This is a genomic window from Reyranella sp., assembly GCF_030651995.1.
Taxonomy (GTDB): Bacteria; Pseudomonadota; Alphaproteobacteria; order Reyranellales; family Reyranellaceae; genus Reyranella.
On sequence record NZ_JAUSBN010000075.1, the window covers coordinates 80,607 to 96,160 of the forward strand.

The 15,554-nt window shown below is 67.4% G+C and carries 18 protein-coding genes and 2 riboswitches; of the genes, 12 read left to right on the forward strand and 6 right to left on the reverse strand.

Features of this window, described 5'->3' with window-relative positions; all coding sequences use genetic code 11:
* Positions 1 to 2: 2 nt before the first annotated feature.
* Positions 3 to 851, forward strand: coding sequence for a tetratricopeptide repeat protein (locus Q7V45_RS23975; protein WP_304856845.1), 849 nt, complete (start codon positions 3 to 5; stop codon positions 849 to 851).
* 34 nt (positions 852 to 885) lie between these two features.
* Positions 886 to 1,533: a hypothetical protein gene (locus tag Q7V45_RS23980; RefSeq protein WP_304856846.1), complete on the forward strand. Its 648-nt coding sequence runs from the start codon at positions 886 to 888 to the stop codon at positions 1,531 to 1,533.
* A gap of 316 nt (positions 1,534 to 1,849) precedes the next feature.
* Here Q7V45_RS23980 and rnhA read toward each other — a convergent pair whose 3' ends face one another.
* From rnhA to ispH, 3 genes are read right to left on the reverse strand one after another with little or no spacing between them, the layout of a single operon-like run.
* Positions 1,850 to 2,302 (reverse strand): ribonuclease HI, encoded by a 453-nt coding sequence (rnhA, locus tag Q7V45_RS23985; RefSeq protein ID WP_304856847.1) that lies wholly within the window; start codon positions 2,300 to 2,302, stop codon positions 1,850 to 1,852.
* Positions 2,303 to 2,312: 10 nt separating this feature from the next.
* Positions 2,313 to 3,263: a homoserine kinase gene (locus Q7V45_RS23990; RefSeq protein WP_304856848.1), complete on the reverse strand. Its 951-nt coding sequence runs from the start codon at positions 3,261 to 3,263 to the stop codon at positions 2,313 to 2,315.
* Between the two features lies 1 nt (position 3,264).
* Positions 3,265 to 4,215, reverse strand: a complete 951-nt coding sequence (gene ispH, locus Q7V45_RS23995; RefSeq protein WP_304856849.1) for a 4-hydroxy-3-methylbut-2-enyl diphosphate reductase — start codon at positions 4,213 to 4,215, stop codon at positions 3,265 to 3,267.
* 121 nt (positions 4,216 to 4,336) lie between these two features.
* Here ispH and Q7V45_RS24000 point away from each other — a divergent pair, with 121 nt between their 5' ends.
* The 4 genes from Q7V45_RS24000 to murA are packed head-to-tail and all read left to right on the forward strand — an operon-like array spanning position 4,337 to position 7,794.
* Entirely contained in the window at positions 4,337 to 4,579 is a 243-nt protein-coding gene (locus tag Q7V45_RS24000) for a CDGSH iron-sulfur domain-containing protein (RefSeq protein ID WP_304856850.1), read from the forward strand.
* Complete coding sequence (locus Q7V45_RS24005; protein WP_304856851.1) at positions 4,576 to 5,109, forward strand: hypothetical protein; 534 nt, start codon at positions 4,576 to 4,578, stop codon at positions 5,107 to 5,109. The genes Q7V45_RS24000 and Q7V45_RS24005 overlap by 4 nt, the downstream gene beginning before the upstream one ends.
* A complete protein-coding gene (locus Q7V45_RS24010; protein ID WP_304856852.1) occupies positions 5,109 to 6,455 on the forward strand; it encodes a (Fe-S)-binding protein in 1,347 nt (448 codons plus the stop codon). The genes Q7V45_RS24005 and Q7V45_RS24010 overlap by 1 nt, the downstream gene beginning before the upstream one ends.
* A gap of 7 nt (positions 6,456 to 6,462) precedes the next feature.
* Positions 6,463 to 7,794: a UDP-N-acetylglucosamine 1-carboxyvinyltransferase gene (gene murA / locus Q7V45_RS24015; protein WP_304856853.1), complete on the forward strand. Its 1,332-nt coding sequence runs from the start codon at positions 6,463 to 6,465 to the stop codon at positions 7,792 to 7,794.
* An 18-nt stretch (positions 7,795 to 7,812) separates the two neighbouring features.
* On the opposite strand, the gene Q7V45_RS24020 is transcribed toward murA, so the two are convergent.
* From Q7V45_RS24020 to Q7V45_RS24030, 3 genes are read right to left on the reverse strand one after another with little or no spacing between them, the layout of a single operon-like run.
* Positions 7,813 to 8,199: a HEPN domain-containing protein gene (locus tag Q7V45_RS24020; RefSeq protein WP_304856854.1), complete on the reverse strand. Its 387-nt coding sequence runs from the start codon at positions 8,197 to 8,199 to the stop codon at positions 7,813 to 7,815.
* A complete protein-coding gene (locus Q7V45_RS24025; RefSeq protein WP_304856855.1) occupies positions 8,189 to 8,512 on the reverse strand; it encodes a nucleotidyltransferase domain-containing protein in 324 nt (107 codons plus the stop codon). Before Q7V45_RS24025 ends, Q7V45_RS24020 begins: the two co-directional genes overlap by 11 nt.
* 31 nt (positions 8,513 to 8,543) lie before the next feature.
* Positions 8,544 to 9,119, reverse strand: coding sequence for a TetR/AcrR family transcriptional regulator (locus Q7V45_RS24030; protein ID WP_304856856.1), 576 nt, complete (start codon positions 9,117 to 9,119; stop codon positions 8,544 to 8,546).
* A gap of 308 nt (positions 9,120 to 9,427) precedes the next feature.
* Positions 9,428 to 9,518: riboswitch (glycine riboswitch) on the forward strand.
* 3 nt (positions 9,519 to 9,521) lie between these two features.
* Positions 9,522 to 9,623: riboswitch (glycine riboswitch) on the forward strand.
* A 79-nt stretch (positions 9,624 to 9,702) separates the two neighbouring features.
* Here Q7V45_RS24030 and gcvT point away from each other — a divergent pair.
* The 6 genes from gcvT (at position 9,703) to Q7V45_RS24060 (ending at position 15,516) form a co-directional block, all read left to right on the forward strand.
* Positions 9,703 to 10,824, forward strand: coding sequence for a glycine cleavage system aminomethyltransferase GcvT (gcvT, locus tag Q7V45_RS24035; protein ID WP_304856857.1), 1,122 nt, complete (start codon positions 9,703 to 9,705; stop codon positions 10,822 to 10,824).
* A gap of 9 nt (positions 10,825 to 10,833) precedes the next feature.
* Entirely contained in the window at positions 10,834 to 11,211 is a 378-nt protein-coding gene (gene gcvH / locus Q7V45_RS24040; protein ID WP_304856858.1) for a glycine cleavage system protein GcvH, read from the forward strand.
* Positions 11,212 to 11,355: 144 nt separating this feature from the next.
* A complete protein-coding gene (gene gcvPA / locus Q7V45_RS24045; protein ID WP_304856859.1) occupies positions 11,356 to 12,702 on the forward strand; it encodes an aminomethyl-transferring glycine dehydrogenase subunit GcvPA in 1,347 nt (448 codons plus the stop codon).
* A complete protein-coding gene (gene gcvPB / locus Q7V45_RS24050) occupies positions 12,702 to 14,300 on the forward strand; it encodes an aminomethyl-transferring glycine dehydrogenase subunit GcvPB (protein WP_304856860.1) in 1,599 nt (532 codons plus the stop codon). The genes gcvPA and gcvPB overlap by 1 nt, the downstream gene beginning before the upstream one ends.
* Before the next feature lie 63 nt (positions 14,301 to 14,363).
* Positions 14,364 to 14,825 carry an Rrf2 family transcriptional regulator gene (locus Q7V45_RS24055; protein ID WP_304856861.1) on the forward strand — a complete coding sequence of 154 codons (462 nt, stop codon included), beginning with the start codon at positions 14,364 to 14,366 and terminating at the stop codon, positions 14,823 to 14,825.
* A complete protein-coding gene (locus Q7V45_RS24060; protein ID WP_304856862.1) occupies positions 14,818 to 15,516 on the forward strand; it encodes a class I SAM-dependent methyltransferase in 699 nt (232 codons plus the stop codon). The genes Q7V45_RS24055 and Q7V45_RS24060 overlap by 8 nt, the downstream gene beginning before the upstream one ends.
* Positions 15,517 to 15,554: the final 38 nt, after the last annotated feature.

Consider the following 15,554-nt stretch of genomic DNA (forward strand, 5'->3'; position numbering starts at 1 on the left):
CCATGTTGTTCAAAGCAAAGTCGCTGTGGCCACTTCTCGGCCTTCTCGCCGCGTCGCCGTCGCTCGCGCAACCCATTCCCGTGATCCCGGCCCCCGTCCAGTCCCTGCCGGGACCGCCCTCGCTGGAAACGCGCCCGGATCACGTCCGCCGATATACCCAGTGCATGCAGCTTGCGCGGATGGAGCCGCTGAAGGCCCTCCCGGCGGCCGAGAAATGGATCACCGAAGGCGGGGGCATGGGCGCCCGCCACTGCGTCGCCGTCGCCATGTTCCAGTCGGGCAAGCATGCCCAGGCCGCGGCCCAGTTCGAGGCCATCGCCCGCGACTTGGGCCAGGACCGGCCGGGGCTGCGCGCCGAACTGTACGCCCAGGCCGGACAGGCCTGGATGGAGGCCGGCGCCGCCGAGAAGGCCGCCGCTGCACAGAGCCGGGCACTGGAACTGAAGACCAACGATCCCGACCTCTGGATCGATCGCGGGCTCTCCTACGCCGCCATGCAATCCTGGCCGCGCGCCATCTCGGACTTCGACCAGGCCATCCGCCTGCGCCAGGACGATTTCGAGGTGCTGGTGCTGCGCGCCGCGGCCTGGCGCAACGCCCGCGATCCCGGCCGCGCGCTGGTCGACGTCAATCGCGCTTTGTCGATCGCGCCGGACCATTCCGAGGCGCTGCTCGAGCGCGGCTTCATCCATCTCGCCCGTGGGTCGCGTGACGCCGCCAACGCCGACTTCAACCGCGTGCTGAAGCTGGTCCCACCGGGATCGCCGGCGGCCCGCCGTGCCGAGGCAGGACTTGCCGGCGGAGCCCCGGCCGCGCCCGCTCAGGCGCCGCCCGCCGGCGGGAAGCGATAGCCTCGCGACAGCCGGTCAGGTAAAATACAGACAAATGAACAAAGCCCTCTCGTCGATCACCCTCCTCGGTGCGCTGATCCTTGCCGCGCCGGCCGTCGCGCAGCCCGCCGCCGCGCCGCAGCCGCCGGCTTCCTATTATCCGGCGCCGCCTCCGGAGCGGGCGCCGGTGACCGAGCGCGGCGCGTCCCCGGCCGATCTTTCTTCCCCGCTCCCGCCGGCACCCCCCAAGGTCGAACGCACGGTCATCGATTCCGACGCCGAGGCGCAGCTGTTCGCGGACGCGCGCAAGATCACCTGGGGCCGCCATTCCAAGATCAAGGGCGCCAAGCCCGGCGAAGTGACGGTGACCCGCCAGGGCAATCTCTGGACCGTGAAGGGGCGCCTCGACAGCGTCGCGCCGGGCACCGAGGGCGACTGGGTTTCGATCGACGGCGTCGTCGAGCGGATCGCGGCGGGCGTCGTCCAGGTTCGCGGCGAGGTCGCCTTCCGGGTCGCCACGGTCGAAAAGGGCACGCCCTGCAAGGTGGCGGGCCTGCTCACCTTCCGCCGCTCGGGCAAGTCGCAGGCCTGGCGCCTGGCCGAGGGCGACAATCCCTGCGACGGCAAGCGCGAGGGCTTCGATCTGGTGATCGACAAGCCGGGCGAGAAGAAGCCCGTCCCGCCGCAACCGAAGCGTACGTGATCGTTCGGCAAGTCGTTGAAAAAGGCCGGAATCCCCGGCGGATAAACGAAACAAACGAAATTAACGAATCAAGTGATTTGGAAAGGGCCGGTTTCGAGTCACTTGCCATCGCGTCTCTGAAAATCCTGCTTTTACAAAGGGTTGGCGCCTGACGGTTCACCCCACCCCCTCATCCTGAGGAGCATCGCGAAGCGATGCGTCTCGAAGGATGGGCAGCTGGCGTGGTGCTCGTTCCCATGCTTCGAGACGCGCTCCATGGGAGCGCTCCTCAGCATGAGGTTGGTGTCGGTGATTCGATCGGGACTCGAAAACCCGCTCAGCGCTGCGTCCTGATGGTCGCGATGGCCCCCCTGGCCAGCGCATCGGCGCGTTCGTTCTCGGGATGGCCGCTATGGCCCTTCACCCAGTGCCACTCGACGTGATGGACGGCACGGGCGGCATCGAGGCGCTGCCAGAGTTCGACGTTCTTCACCGGCTTCTTGTCGGACGTCTTCCAGCCGTTCTTCTTCCAGCCGTGGATCCACTTGGTGACGCCGTCCTTCACATAGACGCTGTCGGTGAAGAGGCGGACCTGGCAGGGCCGCTTCAACGCTTCGAGCCCCTGGATCGCCGCCATCAGTTCCATGCGGTTGTTGGTGGTCGCGCGGTCGCCGCCGGACAGTTCGCGTTCCTTGTCGCCCATGCGCAGGATCGTGCCCCAGCCGCCCGGGCCGGGGTTCCCGCTGCACGCGCCATCGGTGAAGATCTCTACTTTCGGCGTCTCGCTCACAATCCCCCTCTTACAAACCATAGTCCGAGAGAGACGTGACGCCGCGGTGGAAGCGCAGCTTGGCGAGGTATTCCTGCGGGTCCTTGCGCTTCACCAGCGCGTTGGGCGGCGTGTGCACCCAGTCGTAGAGCCGGGTCAGCAGGAAGCGCAGGGCCGCGCCGCGCGCCAGCAGGGGAAGGGCCTGCTTCTCGTCGTCGCCCAGCCGGCGCACGCGCTCGTAACCCTGCAGCAACGCGCGGGCCTTGGTGGCGTTGAAGGAGTTGTCGATCTCGAAGCACCAGGCGTTGAGACAGATTGCGACGTCGTAGGCCAGCAGGTCGTTGCAGGCGAAGTAGAAGTCGATCAGCCCCGAGAGCTTGTCCTGCAGGAAGAAGACGTTGTCGTTGAACAGGTCGGCATGAATCACGCCGGCCGGCAGGGCGCGCGGCCAGTTCTCTTCGAAGAACTCGATCTCGGCGCCGAGCTCGCGGTCGAGCGGCGCATCGATCTCGCGACGGCAGCCTTCCCAGAGCGGACGCCAGCCCGCCACCGACAGGGCGTTGGGCCGCCGGAGCGCGAAGTCCTGGCCGGCGAGGTGCAGGGCGGCCAGCGCCTCGCCGACCGGCGCGCAATGCGCGACCGTGGTGCGTCGGGGCCACATGCCATGAAGGAAACTCGTGATCGCCGCCGGCTTGCCGGCCAGTGTGCGCAGCGCGTTGCCGTCGCGGCCGTGGATCGGCTGCGGGCAGGTAATGCCGCGCGCGGCGAGATGGTCCATCAGGCCGAGGAAGAAGGGCAGGTCCCTGGGATCGACGCGCTTCTCGTAGAGCGTGACGATGAACTGGCCCCTGGTCGTCGTGAGCAGGAAATTCGAGTTCTCGACGCCTTCGGCGATTCCCTTGAAGGAATCGGCCTGGCCGATATCGTATTCGGCCAGAAATGCTTCGAGCTCGGTGTCGCCGACTTCCGTATAGACCGCCACGTCAGGCCACCAGCGCGCGCGGCAGCTTGAACACGACGCTTTCCTCGGTCGTGCGCACTTCCTCGACGGTGACGTCGTAGCGGGCGCGGCAGGCCTCGATCAGCTCGTCGACCAGCAGCTCGGGCGCCGAGGCGCCGGCGGTGATCCCGAGGCGGTGGGAGTCTCCCAGCCAGTCCCAGTCCATGTCGGCGGCGCGCTGAACCAGGCGCGACCGGGCGCAGCCGTAGTTGGCGGCGACTTCGACCAGCCGCATCGAGTTCGAGGAGTTGGGCGCGCCGATCACCACCATCGCATCGCAGCGCTGGGCGATCGCCTTGACCGCGGCCTGGCGGTTGGTCGTGGCGTAGCAGATGTCTTCCATCTTCGGCCCCTGGATCGACGGGAACCGGCGGCGCAGCGCGGAAACGATGCCGTTCGTGTCGTCGACCGACAGGGTCGTCTGGGTGGCATAGGCGAGATTTTCCGGATCGGCGACGACCAGCGTCTCGGCCTGGGCCGCGTCCTCGACCAGCACCACCTTGCCGGGCGGCAGCTGTCCCATCGTGCCGATCACCTCGGGGTGGCCCGCATGGCCGATCAGGATGACGGTGCGGCCCGACTGGGCGTGGCGCTCGGCCTCGCGATGGACCTTCGAGACCAGCGGGCAGGTCGCGTCGACATAGAGCAGGTTGCGGCGGGCCGCCTCGGCCGGCACCGATTTCGGCACGCCATGCGCGGAAAAGACCACGGGCCGGTCGTCGGGTACTTCGTCGAGTTCGTCGACGAAGATCGCGCCCTGCGCCTCGAGGTTTTCGACCACGAAGCGATTGTGCACGATCTCGTGCCGGACATAGACCGGCCGGCCGTAACGCTCCAGCGCACGTTCGACGATCTGGATGGCACGGTCGACGCCGGCGCAGAAGCCGCGCGGGCTGGCGAGCAGGATCGTGAGCGGCTTCTTCGGGGCAATCATCAATTTCGTTCGACGCGATGCCGACCCGTTCGCTTGCGGGCCTGCGGACCATTGCCTAGAGTCCGTGCAGTACGGATCTGGCGCGGCACCGTAACAAAGCCGCCGCAACGGGGAAAGCAACATGACCGAACCGGTTGTCGCGGCCAAGGCGCCATCGAAGGTGGCTCTCGAGGCGGGCAAGGACTATTGGTGGTGCGCCTGCGGCCTGAGCAAGTCCCAGCCCTTCTGCGACGGCAGCCACAAGGGCACCGGCCTCGCCCCGATGAAGTACTCGGTCGAGAAGGCCGGCGACTACTGGCTCTGCGACTGCAAGCACTCCTCCAAGAAACCGCTTTGCGACGGCTCACACAAGACCCTGGCATGACCCTCAAATCGTATCTCTGCGCCGCGCCGGTCGCGCTGGCGCTTCTTCTCTCCGCCTGTGGCGGCAAGTCCGAGGACTCCGCGACGGCCTACTGTCCGGCGCCCTTCACGGTCCAGGACGCGGGGCGGTTGACGCATTTCAGGGAGGGGCCGGGCCGCGATCCGCGCGATGTCGAATATGAAGCGGCATTGGCCGGCGTCGGCGCGACCTGCACGCTGCGGCGCAATCGAATGGACGTGACCCTGATCATGCGCGTCGCTGTCAGCGCCGGCCCCTCGGTCATCCCCGGTCAGACGCGGGTGCCGTACTTCGTGCGCGTTCTCGGCAGTTCGGGTCAGGTCGTCCAGGGCCAGGATTTCACCGCCGATTTCAAACTCTCGAGCGCCAACCCGCGCGGCCAGTCGCAGGAAGAGCTCAACCTCACCCTGCCGTTCAACCAGATTTCCGAGCTCGGCAGCTATCGCATCGCCGTCGGACTCAAACCGACGATGGAAGAGCTCGACTACAACCGGCGGCAGGGCCAGCGCTGATGAGCGCCTATGCCGACAGGCTGGAAGCATTGGCCGCCGCGGCGGCCGATCGCTGTACGACCTGCGGCAAGTGTTTCGAGGCCTGTCCGACGGCCCGCGAGAGCGGCCTCGATGCGGCTGAGGCCGTGCAACGGGTCGGCGAACTCGTCGCCCTGACGCGCCAGGGCGGCGGCGCGGCGCCGCTGCTCGACAAGTGGCTCGGTGCCTGTGACGGCAGTGCGCAATGCAGTGCCGCCTGTCCCGAGGGCATCAACGTCCGCCAGTGGGTCACCATCGCCAAGATGAAATCGCTGCAGGCGGTGCGGCCGGTCCAGGAGGGGGCGGCCAATGCCGCCAGCCGCTTCCGCCACATGGCGCAGGCCGTGCGCCTGCTGGCGAGCATGCAGCTTCCCTCGGAGACGCTGAAGCAGATCCTGGCGCCGGCCGAGCGGCGCACCGCCGACGTGCTGTTTTATACGGGCTGCAACGTGCTGCGCACGCCGCACATCGTGCTGAACGTCATGGACATCCTGGACGCGCTGGAGCTCGACTTCGACGTGGTCGGCGGCACCGCCCATTGCTGCGGTGTCTACCAGTTCCAGGAAGCCGACCTTCCCACTTACGAGCGCATGGGCCATCGCACCTTCCAGCGCTTCGGCCAGTCCGGCGCCTCGAAGGTGCTGACCTGGTGCCCGACCTGCACCAAGAATTTCGACGAGCTGGAGAAGGACGTCGAGGAACCGGCGTTCGACATGGGGCACGTGAGCGAGTTCCTTGCCGCCAATCTCGCTGCGCTCAAGGCGCGCTTCACGGCGGACCAGCCGAAGCGCCGCGTCGTGATCCACGAGCATCAGGGCATCGGCGCCACGGTCGAGAGCATCCGCAACCTGCTGCGCGCCGTGCCCAACCTCGAACTGGTCGAGCTGCCACAGGATTCCGGCTTCTCCTATGCCTGCGGCGGCCAGGCCGCGAAGTTCAAGGCGCGCGAGCAGGCGATCCATCGCGACTTGGTCAGGGACGCAGTCGAGGCCGGCGCCGACACGATCGTCACCATGTACCATTCTTGCCATCGCTCGCTTTCCGGCGCCGAGGCGATCTATCCGTCGCTGAAGGTCGTGAACTTCACCGACGTGCTGGCCGAGGCGCTGGGCCGCGGCGGCCATCCCGACTACTACCAGCTCTACAAGCGCGGCGGCGCGATGGACGAGGCCGTGAAGGCCGCGCGCGGCTTCCTCGAGAACAACGGCGTGCGCATCGACGAGAATGCCGTGAAGTCGCTCACCGCCGACATCTTCAACGAGACCGGCATCGGCGGCCCGCGCGAAGCCTTCGCCGAAGCCTTCACGGCGCTGGCGAAGGAAGCCTGACGCGGCGATGGGCCTTGAGGCGGCGGGGGACTTCCAGCTCGCGGTGCCGTGGTGGCGGCCGGCGGGCGGCCAGTCGGTTCGGATCCGCGGCGGCCGGCCGCTTCGTGGCACTTACGCGCTTTGCGGCGCGAAGAATGCGGTTCTGCCGCTGATGGTCAGTGCCCTGCTGACGCCGCATCTCGTGACCTTGCGCAACGTTCCGGCCACCCTCGACGTCGCTGTGCTGGCGGCACTCCTGCGCCGGCTGGGCGCGGAGCTGCACTGGTCGACGACCGATGCCAGACTGTCGGTCACGATTTGTGCAAGCCGGATTGATCCCCGCGCCATCGATGGTGACCTCGTGGGCCGCATGCGCGCCTCGGTTCTGCTGCTCGGGGCGCTCCTCGCGCGCTGTGGCGAGGCATGCCTGCCGTTGCCGGGCGGCGACGACATCGGGTTGCGCGCCGTCGATTTCCATCTCTCCGGTCTTCGCGCGATGGGCGCCCGCATCGAAGTCGCGGCCGGTGTCATCCACGCCTCCGCGCCGGCCGGCCTCTTAGGGGCGGACATCCTGTTGCCCCAGCCGTCGGTGGGCGCCACGGAAAATCTGATGCTGGCCGCCGTGCTGGCGAATGGGACGACCACCGTCCGCAATGCCGCGCGCGAACCGGAAATCGCCAATATGGCGGCGTGCCTCGTCGGCATGGGTGCGCGGATTTCAGGCCTGGGCAGCCATACGCTCGTGATCGAAGGCGGCCTGCCGCTGGTCGGCGCCGTACATGACGTGATCCCCGACCGGATCGAACTGGGCACACTCGCCTGCGCGGCGGCGGTCACCGATGGCGAGCTCATGTTGCGCGGCGGCAGGCTCGACCTGCTGGGGGCGGCCTTGCCGGCATTGCAGTCGGCGGGGGTGGATCTGCGCGAGGTCGAGGGCGGACTGATCGCGCGCCGCGCACCCGGCGGCCTCATTGGCATCGACATCGAGACTCGGCCTCATCCGGGGTTCGCCACCGACCTGCAGGCACCTGTCATGGCGCTTCTGGCGACGGCGAAGGGCGCCAGCGCCGTCACCGAGACCATTTTCGAGCAGCGCTTCCGCCATGTCGGCGAGCTCGGTCGGATGGGCGCCGATATCGCCGTGCATGGCCGTACGGCGATGGTGCGAGGCGTGCCGCGCTTGAGCGGCGCCGAGGTCACCTGCACCGACATCCGGGCTGCCGCCGCGCTCGTGATCGCGGGTCTGGGGGCGGCCGGAGAAACCATCCTCGGCGGCGTGGCCCATCTCGACCGTGGCTACGAGCGCATGACCGAGAAGCTCGCGGACTGTGGCGCCGATGTCGTGCGTAGCGATCGCTGACGGCTGTCGTTCGCTCGTTTAGCGGAGCGGTGCGTTAAAACTTTGCCGAAGGGCCTCGATCTCGCTTCTCCAGGCTTCGATCGTCTCGGTACTGGGAACGTCCCATTCGTCTTCCGCGGGATATCGATAGGCCACGCCGTAAGGCGTGAGCTTGGTGAGGCTGTTCAGAGCCTTCTTGAGACGATGACTGTCCGGCAACAATCCCACGAGAGCGGCTATGTCGTGCGTCTTGGGGAAGGCCAGACCCGCCTGCACAAGCAAAGCTTTGACCAGCTTTTCCGCTGCTTGCTGGCAATGGTAGGCGGCGCCGCTCAGAGAGGGCATCGGGCCATGGAGATTGTTGACGACCTGTTTCAGGTCGTCATCGACGACCACGAGCCAGCCTGCGACCTCTTCAATGGCCATAGACGAGTCGGCCTTGGCGCGTTGCGCTGTAGCTTAAAGTGCCAACGCGATCACGTTTGCGTTCGAACACGCTGCGACGACAGGGAACGATATCGAGCGGAATGCCCGGATCCCGGGCGACACGAGTTGTTGCCTCCAGGGAACGCGAACTCAGGGGAGCGTCATCCGACACGATCACGAGAAGGTCGTAGTCGCTGTCGGGGCGGGCGTCGCCGCGAGCACGGCTGCCGAACAGGTAAATCGCCTCCGGATTCATCGTCTCCACGATCCGGGCGATCATGCGATCGAGAATGCCGACTTGGTTGGCGTCCATGATTCCAATTTACCAATTGGCGACAGCGTGGTCACGCCTCCCGCACTGTCAGCACCGCCCACGCCGCATCGGCAAAGAACCTCACGTGATCTGACAGGGGGCCTTCGAAGCGGCCGTAGACCTTGTAGGTCGCGGGCTGCATCACGGTGCCGATGGCGGAGGCCGCGGCGAGATCGGGGTCCCGCTGCGGGATCTCGCCGGCCGTCATGGCGCTCACGATGATCTCGCGCACCACGTCGACCGGGTTGGGCGTGCCGTCGGGGACCAGCGCCAGGAACAGGTGCTGGGTGAGCAGGTGGTAGGCGAACAGGGACCAGTCCCGGTCCGCCCATTCGCAGTAGCAGCGGACGATGGCCTCGATCTTTTCCCGCAGGCCCATGACGGGGCGATGCGCCTCCGCCAGCGCCTCGGCGAGCGCGCGGTGATGGCCGAGGAAGATGTCGAGGGCGAGCTGCTCCTTGCTCGGGAAGTAGCGGTAGATCGTGCCTTCGGCGATCGACGCCGCCATGGCGATTTCGCGGGTCGTGGTCTCCGCGACGCCGCGCGCCACGAACAGGGTAAGGGCCGCGCGCTCTACGCGGGCTTTCGTCTCTTCGGCTTTGCCCATGCCCCGCATCCTATGAGGGAGCGCTCACTCGGAAAAGAGGGACTCTCGTTTTCCGTCGACAGCCAGCGCCAGTCGATCACCCAGTCGGGTCGCGCGTCTTGGGTTGCTGAGTCGGTGTGAAGCTCGGAGAATTCGTCGAACGACCGGCGGATGAACATGCCAACCTCCATAAGTGAGTGATCGCTCACAAATTATGTGAGCGATCACTCAATTTCAAGTGGCATGTTCTGTTTTCCCGCGATTTCAGCAGGGTGGGCGGCTTTGTGCGTGGACGCCGAACAGGGCCCTGCCTATGGTCGCACACCCAGACGATCCCTGTGGGAGAGCCCATCCGCGAGGATGGCGCCGAAGGAGCAACCGGCCCCGGAAACTCTCAGGCAAACGGACCGCAGGAGGATGGGTCTCTGGAAAGCGGCGGGCGCCCCATTCGGCGCACGCCCACCGACGAAGTAAGCCGGCCCTCTTCGGAGGCCCCCGGCGAATCTTTCAGGTCTCCGGACAGAGGGGGTCGCGAACGGCGCAGTCCTTGCGTCGTGAAGGCGCGACTCCGGTCGCGTTCAACGCGACTTCGACGGAGACTCTTTTGACTGAACCCACCGCCGGCCCCCTGAAGCGCACGCCGCTTTATGATCTTCATCGCGAGCTGGGCGCGCGCCTGGTGCCGTTCGCCGGCTACGAGATGCCGGTCCAGTATCCGACCGGCATCCTGGTCGAGCACAACCACACCCGCACCGCCTGCGGCCTGTTCGACGTCTCGCACATGGGCCAGGTGCGGCTCACCGCCAAGCCTGGCCAGAACGCGGCGAAGGCGATGGAGACCCTGGTGCCGGGCGACATCGCCGGCCTGCAGCCGGGCCAGCAGCGCTACACCCAGTTCACCAACGACGCCGGCGGCATCCTCGACGATCTGATGGTGACCAACGCGGGCGATCATCTGCTGGTGGTCGTCAATGCGGCCTGCAAGGACGCCGACCTGGCGCACATGCAGAAGCACCTGTCGGAAACCTGCGAGGTCGAGCCGATGTTTTCGCGCGGGCTTCTGGCGCTGCAGGGGCCGCAGGCGTCGGCGGTGCTGTCGCGCCTGGTGCCGCAGGTCGCGACCATGAAGTTCATGACCGGCGCCTATGTCGTGATCGACGGCGCGCGCTGCTACGTCACGCGCTCGGGCTACACCGGCGGCGACGGCTATGAGATCTCGACTCCGGCCGAGCAGACCGACGCCATCGCGCGCACGCTGCTCGGCCATCCCGAGGTCAAGCCGATCGGGCTCGGCGCCCGCGACTCGCTTAGGCTCGAGGCCGGGCTCTGCCTCTACGGCCACGACATCGATACGACCACCACGCCCGTCGAAGCGGTGCTGCTGTGGAGCATCGGCAAGGAGCGGCGCGTGCAGGGCGGGTTCCCCGGCGCCGCGGTCGTCCAGAAGCAGATCGCCGAGGGCTCGACGCGCAAGCGGGTCGGCCTGCTGCCCGAAGGCAAGGCGATCGCGCGCGAGGGCGCGGAGATCGTGATCGACGGCAAGACCGTCGGCATCGTCACGTCGGGCGGCTTCTCGCCCACCCTGGGGCGCGCCATCGCCATGGGCTACGTCGAGCGCAGCCAGTCAGCCAACGGAACCAAGGTCGATCTCATGGTGCGCGGCAAGCCCGTGCCGGCCGAGATCGTGCCCATGCCCTTCGTCAAACACACTTACTATCGCGGATAGGAGATCAAGATGGCCGAGACCAAGTACACCGAAGAGCATGAGTGGATCCGCGTCGAAGGCGATGTCGGCACGATCGGCATCACGCAGTACGCCCAGGAGCAGCTCGGCGACGTCGTGTTCGTTGACGTTCCCGTCGCCGGCCGCACGGTTGCCAAGGGCGAGGCCTGTGCCGTCGTCGAATCGGTGAAGGCGGCGTCCGACATCTACGCGCCGGTCGGCGGTGAGGTCGTGGAGAGCAATGCGGCGCTGGCCGACACGCCGGGCGACGTGAATGCCGAGCCGACGGGCAAGGGCTGGTTCTTCAAGCTGAAGCTTTCCGACAAGGGCGAACTGGCCGGCCTGATGGACGAGGCCGCCTACGAAGCCTTCGTGAAGAGCCTTGGCTAGCCAAACGAACCTCATCCTGAGGAGTGCCCGCAGGGCACGTCTCGAAGGATGGGCCAGGGACAAGGTGCTCGTTCCCATCCTTCGAGACGCATCGCTGCGCGATGCTCCTCAGGATGAGGACATTACTCAAGGAGCAAGAGCCTGATGCGTTATCTCCCTCTCACCGACGCCGACCGCCGCGAGATGCTGAGCGTAATCGGCGCCAAGTCGGTCGACGACCTGTTCCGCGACGTGCCGGCGTCGGCGCGGCTGGCGGCCAAGGTCGGCGGCCTGCCCGATCACCAGGGCGAGCTCGAGGTCGAGCGCGCCTTCCAGGGCCTTGCAGCCAAGAACCTGTCGCCCGGCACGACGCCGTTCTTCATCGGCGCCGGGGCCTATCGTCATCACGTGCCGGCGACCGTCGACTACATGATCCAGCGCGGCGAGTTCCTGACCTCGTACACGCCGTATCAGCCCGAGATCACGCAGGGCACGCTGCAGTACCTGTTCGAGTTCCAGACGCAGGTGACCCTGCTCACCGGCATGGAAGTCGCCAATGCGTCGATGTACGACGGCTCGACCGGCACGACCGAGGCCGTGCTGATGGCCAACCGTGTCACGCGCCGCCACAAGGCGCTGATCTCGGGCGGGCTGCATCCGCAGTATCGCAGCATCATCGAGACCACGGCCAAGTGGGAAGGGTTCACGGCCAACTTCTCCAAGACCGACGCCGAGGGCCTTGAGGACCTGATCGCCTCGGTCGATCGCGAGACGTCCTGCGTGGTCGTGCAGAACCCGAGCTTCTTCGGCCATGTTCGCGACTTCACGAAGCTCGGCGAAGCCTGCCACGCCGCCGGGGCGCTGCTGATCGTGGTGGTGACGGAAGTCGTCTCGCTGGGGCTGCTGATGCCGCCGGGCGAGATGGGCGCCGACATCGTGGTCTGCGAGGGCCAGTCGATCGGCAACGGGCTGGGCTTCGGCGGTCCCTATGTCGGCCTGTTCGCGACCCGCGACAAGTACATGCGCCAGATGCCGGGACGCCTCGTCGGCGAGACCGTCGATGCCGACGGCAAGCGCGGCTTCGTGCTCACGCTGTCGACGCGCGAGCAGCATATCCGTCGCGAGAAGGCGACCTCCAACATCTGCACCAACGCCGGCCTCTGCGCGCTGGCCTTCACGGTGCATCTGACCCTTCTGGGCGAGGCGGGGTTCACGCGCCTGGCCGAGCTGAACCACGCCAGGGCGTCGCAGCTCGCCGACAGGATCGCCGCGCTGCCCGGCGTCGCGGTGTTGAACGACAGCTTCTTCAACGAGTTCACCGTGAAGCTGCCCAAACCCGCGGCCGAGGTCGTCGAGGCGCTGGCGGCCAAGCGCATCCTGGGCGGCCTGCCGGTGTCGCGCCTGATCCCCAACGATCCCTCGGTAGAAAACCTGCTGCTGCTGGCGGCGACCGAGACGGCGACCGACGCGGGCATGGACCCGCTGATCGCCGGCCTGAAGGAGGTGCTGTGATGGTACAGTCGCTCGACCGCAGCCAGGGACGTGCTGGCAGTGTCTCCGCCGGTTCCGTCAACACGCACGGCACCTATACCGGCAATCGCGCGCTCCAGCTCGAGGAGCCGCTGATCTTCGAGATGGGCCAGGCCGGACGCTGCGGCGTCGACCTGCCGGAGCCTCCGAAAGCGAAAGAGCGTTTGAACGGCCTGCGCCGCAAGGGTGAGATCGGCCTGCCCGGTCTTTCCGAGCCGCAGGTGGTGCAGCACTACACGCGGCTCAGCCAGAAGAACTACGCGATCGACATGGGCGTCTACCCGCTGGGCTCGTGCACCATGAAGCACAATCCCCGCATCAACGAGAAGGTCGCGCGTCTGCCCGGCATCGGCGATCTCCATCCGCTGCAGCCGGTCTCGACCGTGCAGGGCGCGCTGGAGCTGATCGACAGCCTGGCGCACTGGCTCAAGACCCTCACCGGCATGCCGGCCGTGGCGATGTCGCCGGCCGCCGGCGCGCATGGCGAGATGTGCGGCATGATGGCGATCGCCGCGGCGCTCGAGGCCAAGGGCGAGCGCGCCAAGCGCCGGACCGTGCTGGCGCCCGAATCGGCGCACGGCACCAACCCCGCGACGGCGGCGGCGCTGGGCTTCGTCGTGAAGCCGATCCCGGCCAACGACCGCGGCCGCGTCGACCTCGCCGCGCTGAAGGCGGCGCTGGGTCCCGACGTGGCGGCGATCATGCTGACCAATCCCAACACCTGCGGCCTGTTCGAGAGCGAGATCGTCGAGATCTCCAAGGCCGTGCACGAGGCGGGCGCCTATTTCTACTGCGACGGCGCCAACTTCAACGCGATCGTCGGCCGCGTACGGCCGGGCGATCTCGGCATCGACTGCATGCACATCAACCTGCACAAGACCTTCTCGACGCCGCATGGCGGCGGCGGGCCGGGGGCGGGGCCGGTGGTGCTGTCGGCGGCGCTGGCGCCCTATGCGCCCTATCCGTGGATTGTGAAGGACGGCGACACGTGGCGCGTCGCTGAGGACGGTGCCAAGGTCGACGGCCTGCCGCTCGGCCGCCTCAAGGCCTTCCATGGCCAGATGGGCATGTTCACGCGTGCGCTCGCCTACATCATGAGCCATGGCGCCGATGGTCTGAGGCAGGTCGCCGAGGACGCGGTCCTCAACGCCAACTACGTGATGGCGGCCCTCAAGGACGTGATGAGCCCGGCCTTCGAAGGCCCCTGCATGCACGAGGCGCTGTTCGACGACAGCTTCCTCAAGGACACCGGCGTCAGCACGCTCGACTTCGCCAAGGCGATGATCGACGAAGGCTATCACCCGATGACCATGTACTTCCCGCTGGTGGTGCATGGCGCGATGCTGATCGAGCCGACCGAGAGCGTGGCCAAGGAGGATCTCGACCAGTTCATCGGCGCGCTGCGCTCGCTCACCGCGAAGGCCAAGACGGGTACTGCCGCCGACGACTTCAAGGCGGCACCGCTCTACGCGCCGCGCCGCCGTCTCGACGAGACGTTGGCCGCCCGCAAGCCGATCCTGCGCTGGAAACCGTCGAACAACCCGCCGGGCACTGATCCGCTGAAGCAGGCGGCGGAGTAGTCCTTCGACCCGGGCGACGCGCGCCTCTTGACGGAAGGCGCTTCATGTAACTAACAGAGTTACATGAAGCGCGATAGCCGACTGTCAGGTGTGCTGCACGTCCTCCTGCATATGGCTGAGCGGGATGTGCCGCTCACCTCTGAAATGCTCGCCAAGGCGATGGATACCAACCCCGTCGTCATCCGTCGGATCATGGCGGGTCTGCGGGAGCAGGGCTATGTCCGGTCGGAGAAGGGCCATGGCGGGGGATGGTCGCTGGCCTGCGACCTGTCGACCGTCACGTTGAGGGACGTCTATGAGGCGCTGGGGGCGCCCGGCCTGCTGGCCATGGGCAACCGTACCGAGGCGCCAGGCTGCCTCGTCGAGCAGGCCGTCAATGCGGCCCTCGGCGAAGCCTTCGATGCGGCGGAAGCGATGCTGCTCGCGCATCTCGGCAAGGTGACGCTCGCCACGCTGAGCGCCGACTTCCGTCAGCGACTCGCTGCCATCGGCGGTCGCCAGGACCTCGAGCTGGTCCATGGCTGACCGTGAACCGGCCGTGATGGTCGCGCCGTTTTCCGATCCGCAGGCCGTTGCCCGATATACCGAGGGGCCGCCACGCTTCGTGCCGGGCTTCGCCGACCTCCATCGCATGGCGACGGTCCTCGTTGCCGAACGCGCGCCCGCGAATGGCCGGGTGCTGGTCGTCGGCGCCGGTGGCGGGCTGGAACTGCTGGCGTTCGCCGGGGCGCAACCGGGCTGGACGTTCGACGGCGTCGATCCGGCGCCCGAGATGCTGAACCTGGCGGAGCGCACGCTCGGGGTGTTCCTTCCGCGCGTGAACCTGCATCTCGGCTACATCGAAGCGGCCCCGGAAGGACCCTTCGACGCCGCGACCTGCCTGTTGACCCTGCACTTCCTTGCCGCCGACGAACGTCGGCGCACGGCGATGGAAATCCGGCGTCGGCTGAAGTCGGGCGCGCCGCTCGTGGTCGCCCATTCCAGCTTCCCGCAGGCCCGCGCCGAGCGGGCGGTATGGCTGGCACGTTATGCGGCCTTCGCCGTGGCCTCGGGCGTGGCGCCCGAGCTGGCGCACAAGGCCCGCGCCGCCGTGGACGCACACCTGCCGGTGCTCACACCCGAGCAAGACGAAGCAATCCTGCGGGACGCGGGATTCACGCACGCGAGCCTGTTCTATGCAGCCTTCACCTGGCGAGGCTGGGTGGCCTACGCCTGACAAGAAAAAGCCCCCGCCTTGCGGCGGGGGCACCAGGT

Excerpts from the sequence above, each read along its gene's own strand:
- gcvPB (WP_304856860.1), top strand. The coding sequence starts at position 12,702 with ATGGTACAGTCGCTCGACCGCAGCCAGGGACGTGCTGGCAGTGTCTCC.
- Q7V45_RS23980 (WP_304856846.1), top strand. The coding sequence starts at position 886 with ATGAACAAAGCCCTCTCGTCGATCACCCTCCTCGGTGCGCTGATCCTT.
- Q7V45_RS24055 (WP_304856861.1), top strand. The coding sequence starts at position 14,364 with ATGAAGCGCGATAGCCGACTGTCAGGTGTGCTGCACGTCCTCCTGCAT.
- gcvPA (WP_304856859.1), top strand. The coding sequence starts at position 11,356 with ATGCGTTATCTCCCTCTCACCGACGCCGACCGCCGCGAGATGCTGAGC.
- ispH (WP_304856849.1), bottom strand. The coding sequence starts at position 4,215 with ATGATTGCCCCGAAGAAGCCGCTCACGATCCTGCTCGCCAGCCCGCGC.
- Q7V45_RS24000 (WP_304856850.1), top strand. The coding sequence starts at position 4,337 with ATGACCGAACCGGTTGTCGCGGCCAAGGCGCCATCGAAGGTGGCTCTC.
- Q7V45_RS24020 (WP_304856854.1), bottom strand. The coding sequence starts at position 8,199 with ATGGCCATTGAAGAGGTCGCAGGCTGGCTCGTGGTCGTCGATGACGAC.
- murA (WP_304856853.1), top strand. The coding sequence starts at position 6,463 with ATGGGCCTTGAGGCGGCGGGGGACTTCCAGCTCGCGGTGCCGTGGTGG.
- Q7V45_RS24005 (WP_304856851.1), top strand. The coding sequence starts at position 4,576 with ATGACCCTCAAATCGTATCTCTGCGCCGCGCCGGTCGCGCTGGCGCTT.
- Q7V45_RS23975 (WP_304856845.1), top strand. The coding sequence starts at position 3 with ATGTTGTTCAAAGCAAAGTCGCTGTGGCCACTTCTCGGCCTTCTCGCC.
- Q7V45_RS24030 (WP_304856856.1), bottom strand. The coding sequence starts at position 9,119 with ATGGGCAAAGCCGAAGAGACGAAAGCCCGCGTAGAGCGCGCGGCCCTT.
- Q7V45_RS24010 (WP_304856852.1), top strand. The coding sequence starts at position 5,109 with ATGAGCGCCTATGCCGACAGGCTGGAAGCATTGGCCGCCGCGGCGGCC.
- gcvH (WP_304856858.1), top strand. The coding sequence starts at position 10,834 with ATGGCCGAGACCAAGTACACCGAAGAGCATGAGTGGATCCGCGTCGAA.
- Q7V45_RS24060 (WP_304856862.1), top strand. The coding sequence starts at position 14,818 with ATGGCTGACCGTGAACCGGCCGTGATGGTCGCGCCGTTTTCCGATCCG.
- Q7V45_RS24025 (WP_304856855.1), bottom strand. The coding sequence starts at position 8,512 with ATGGACGCCAACCAAGTCGGCATTCTCGATCGCATGATCGCCCGGATC.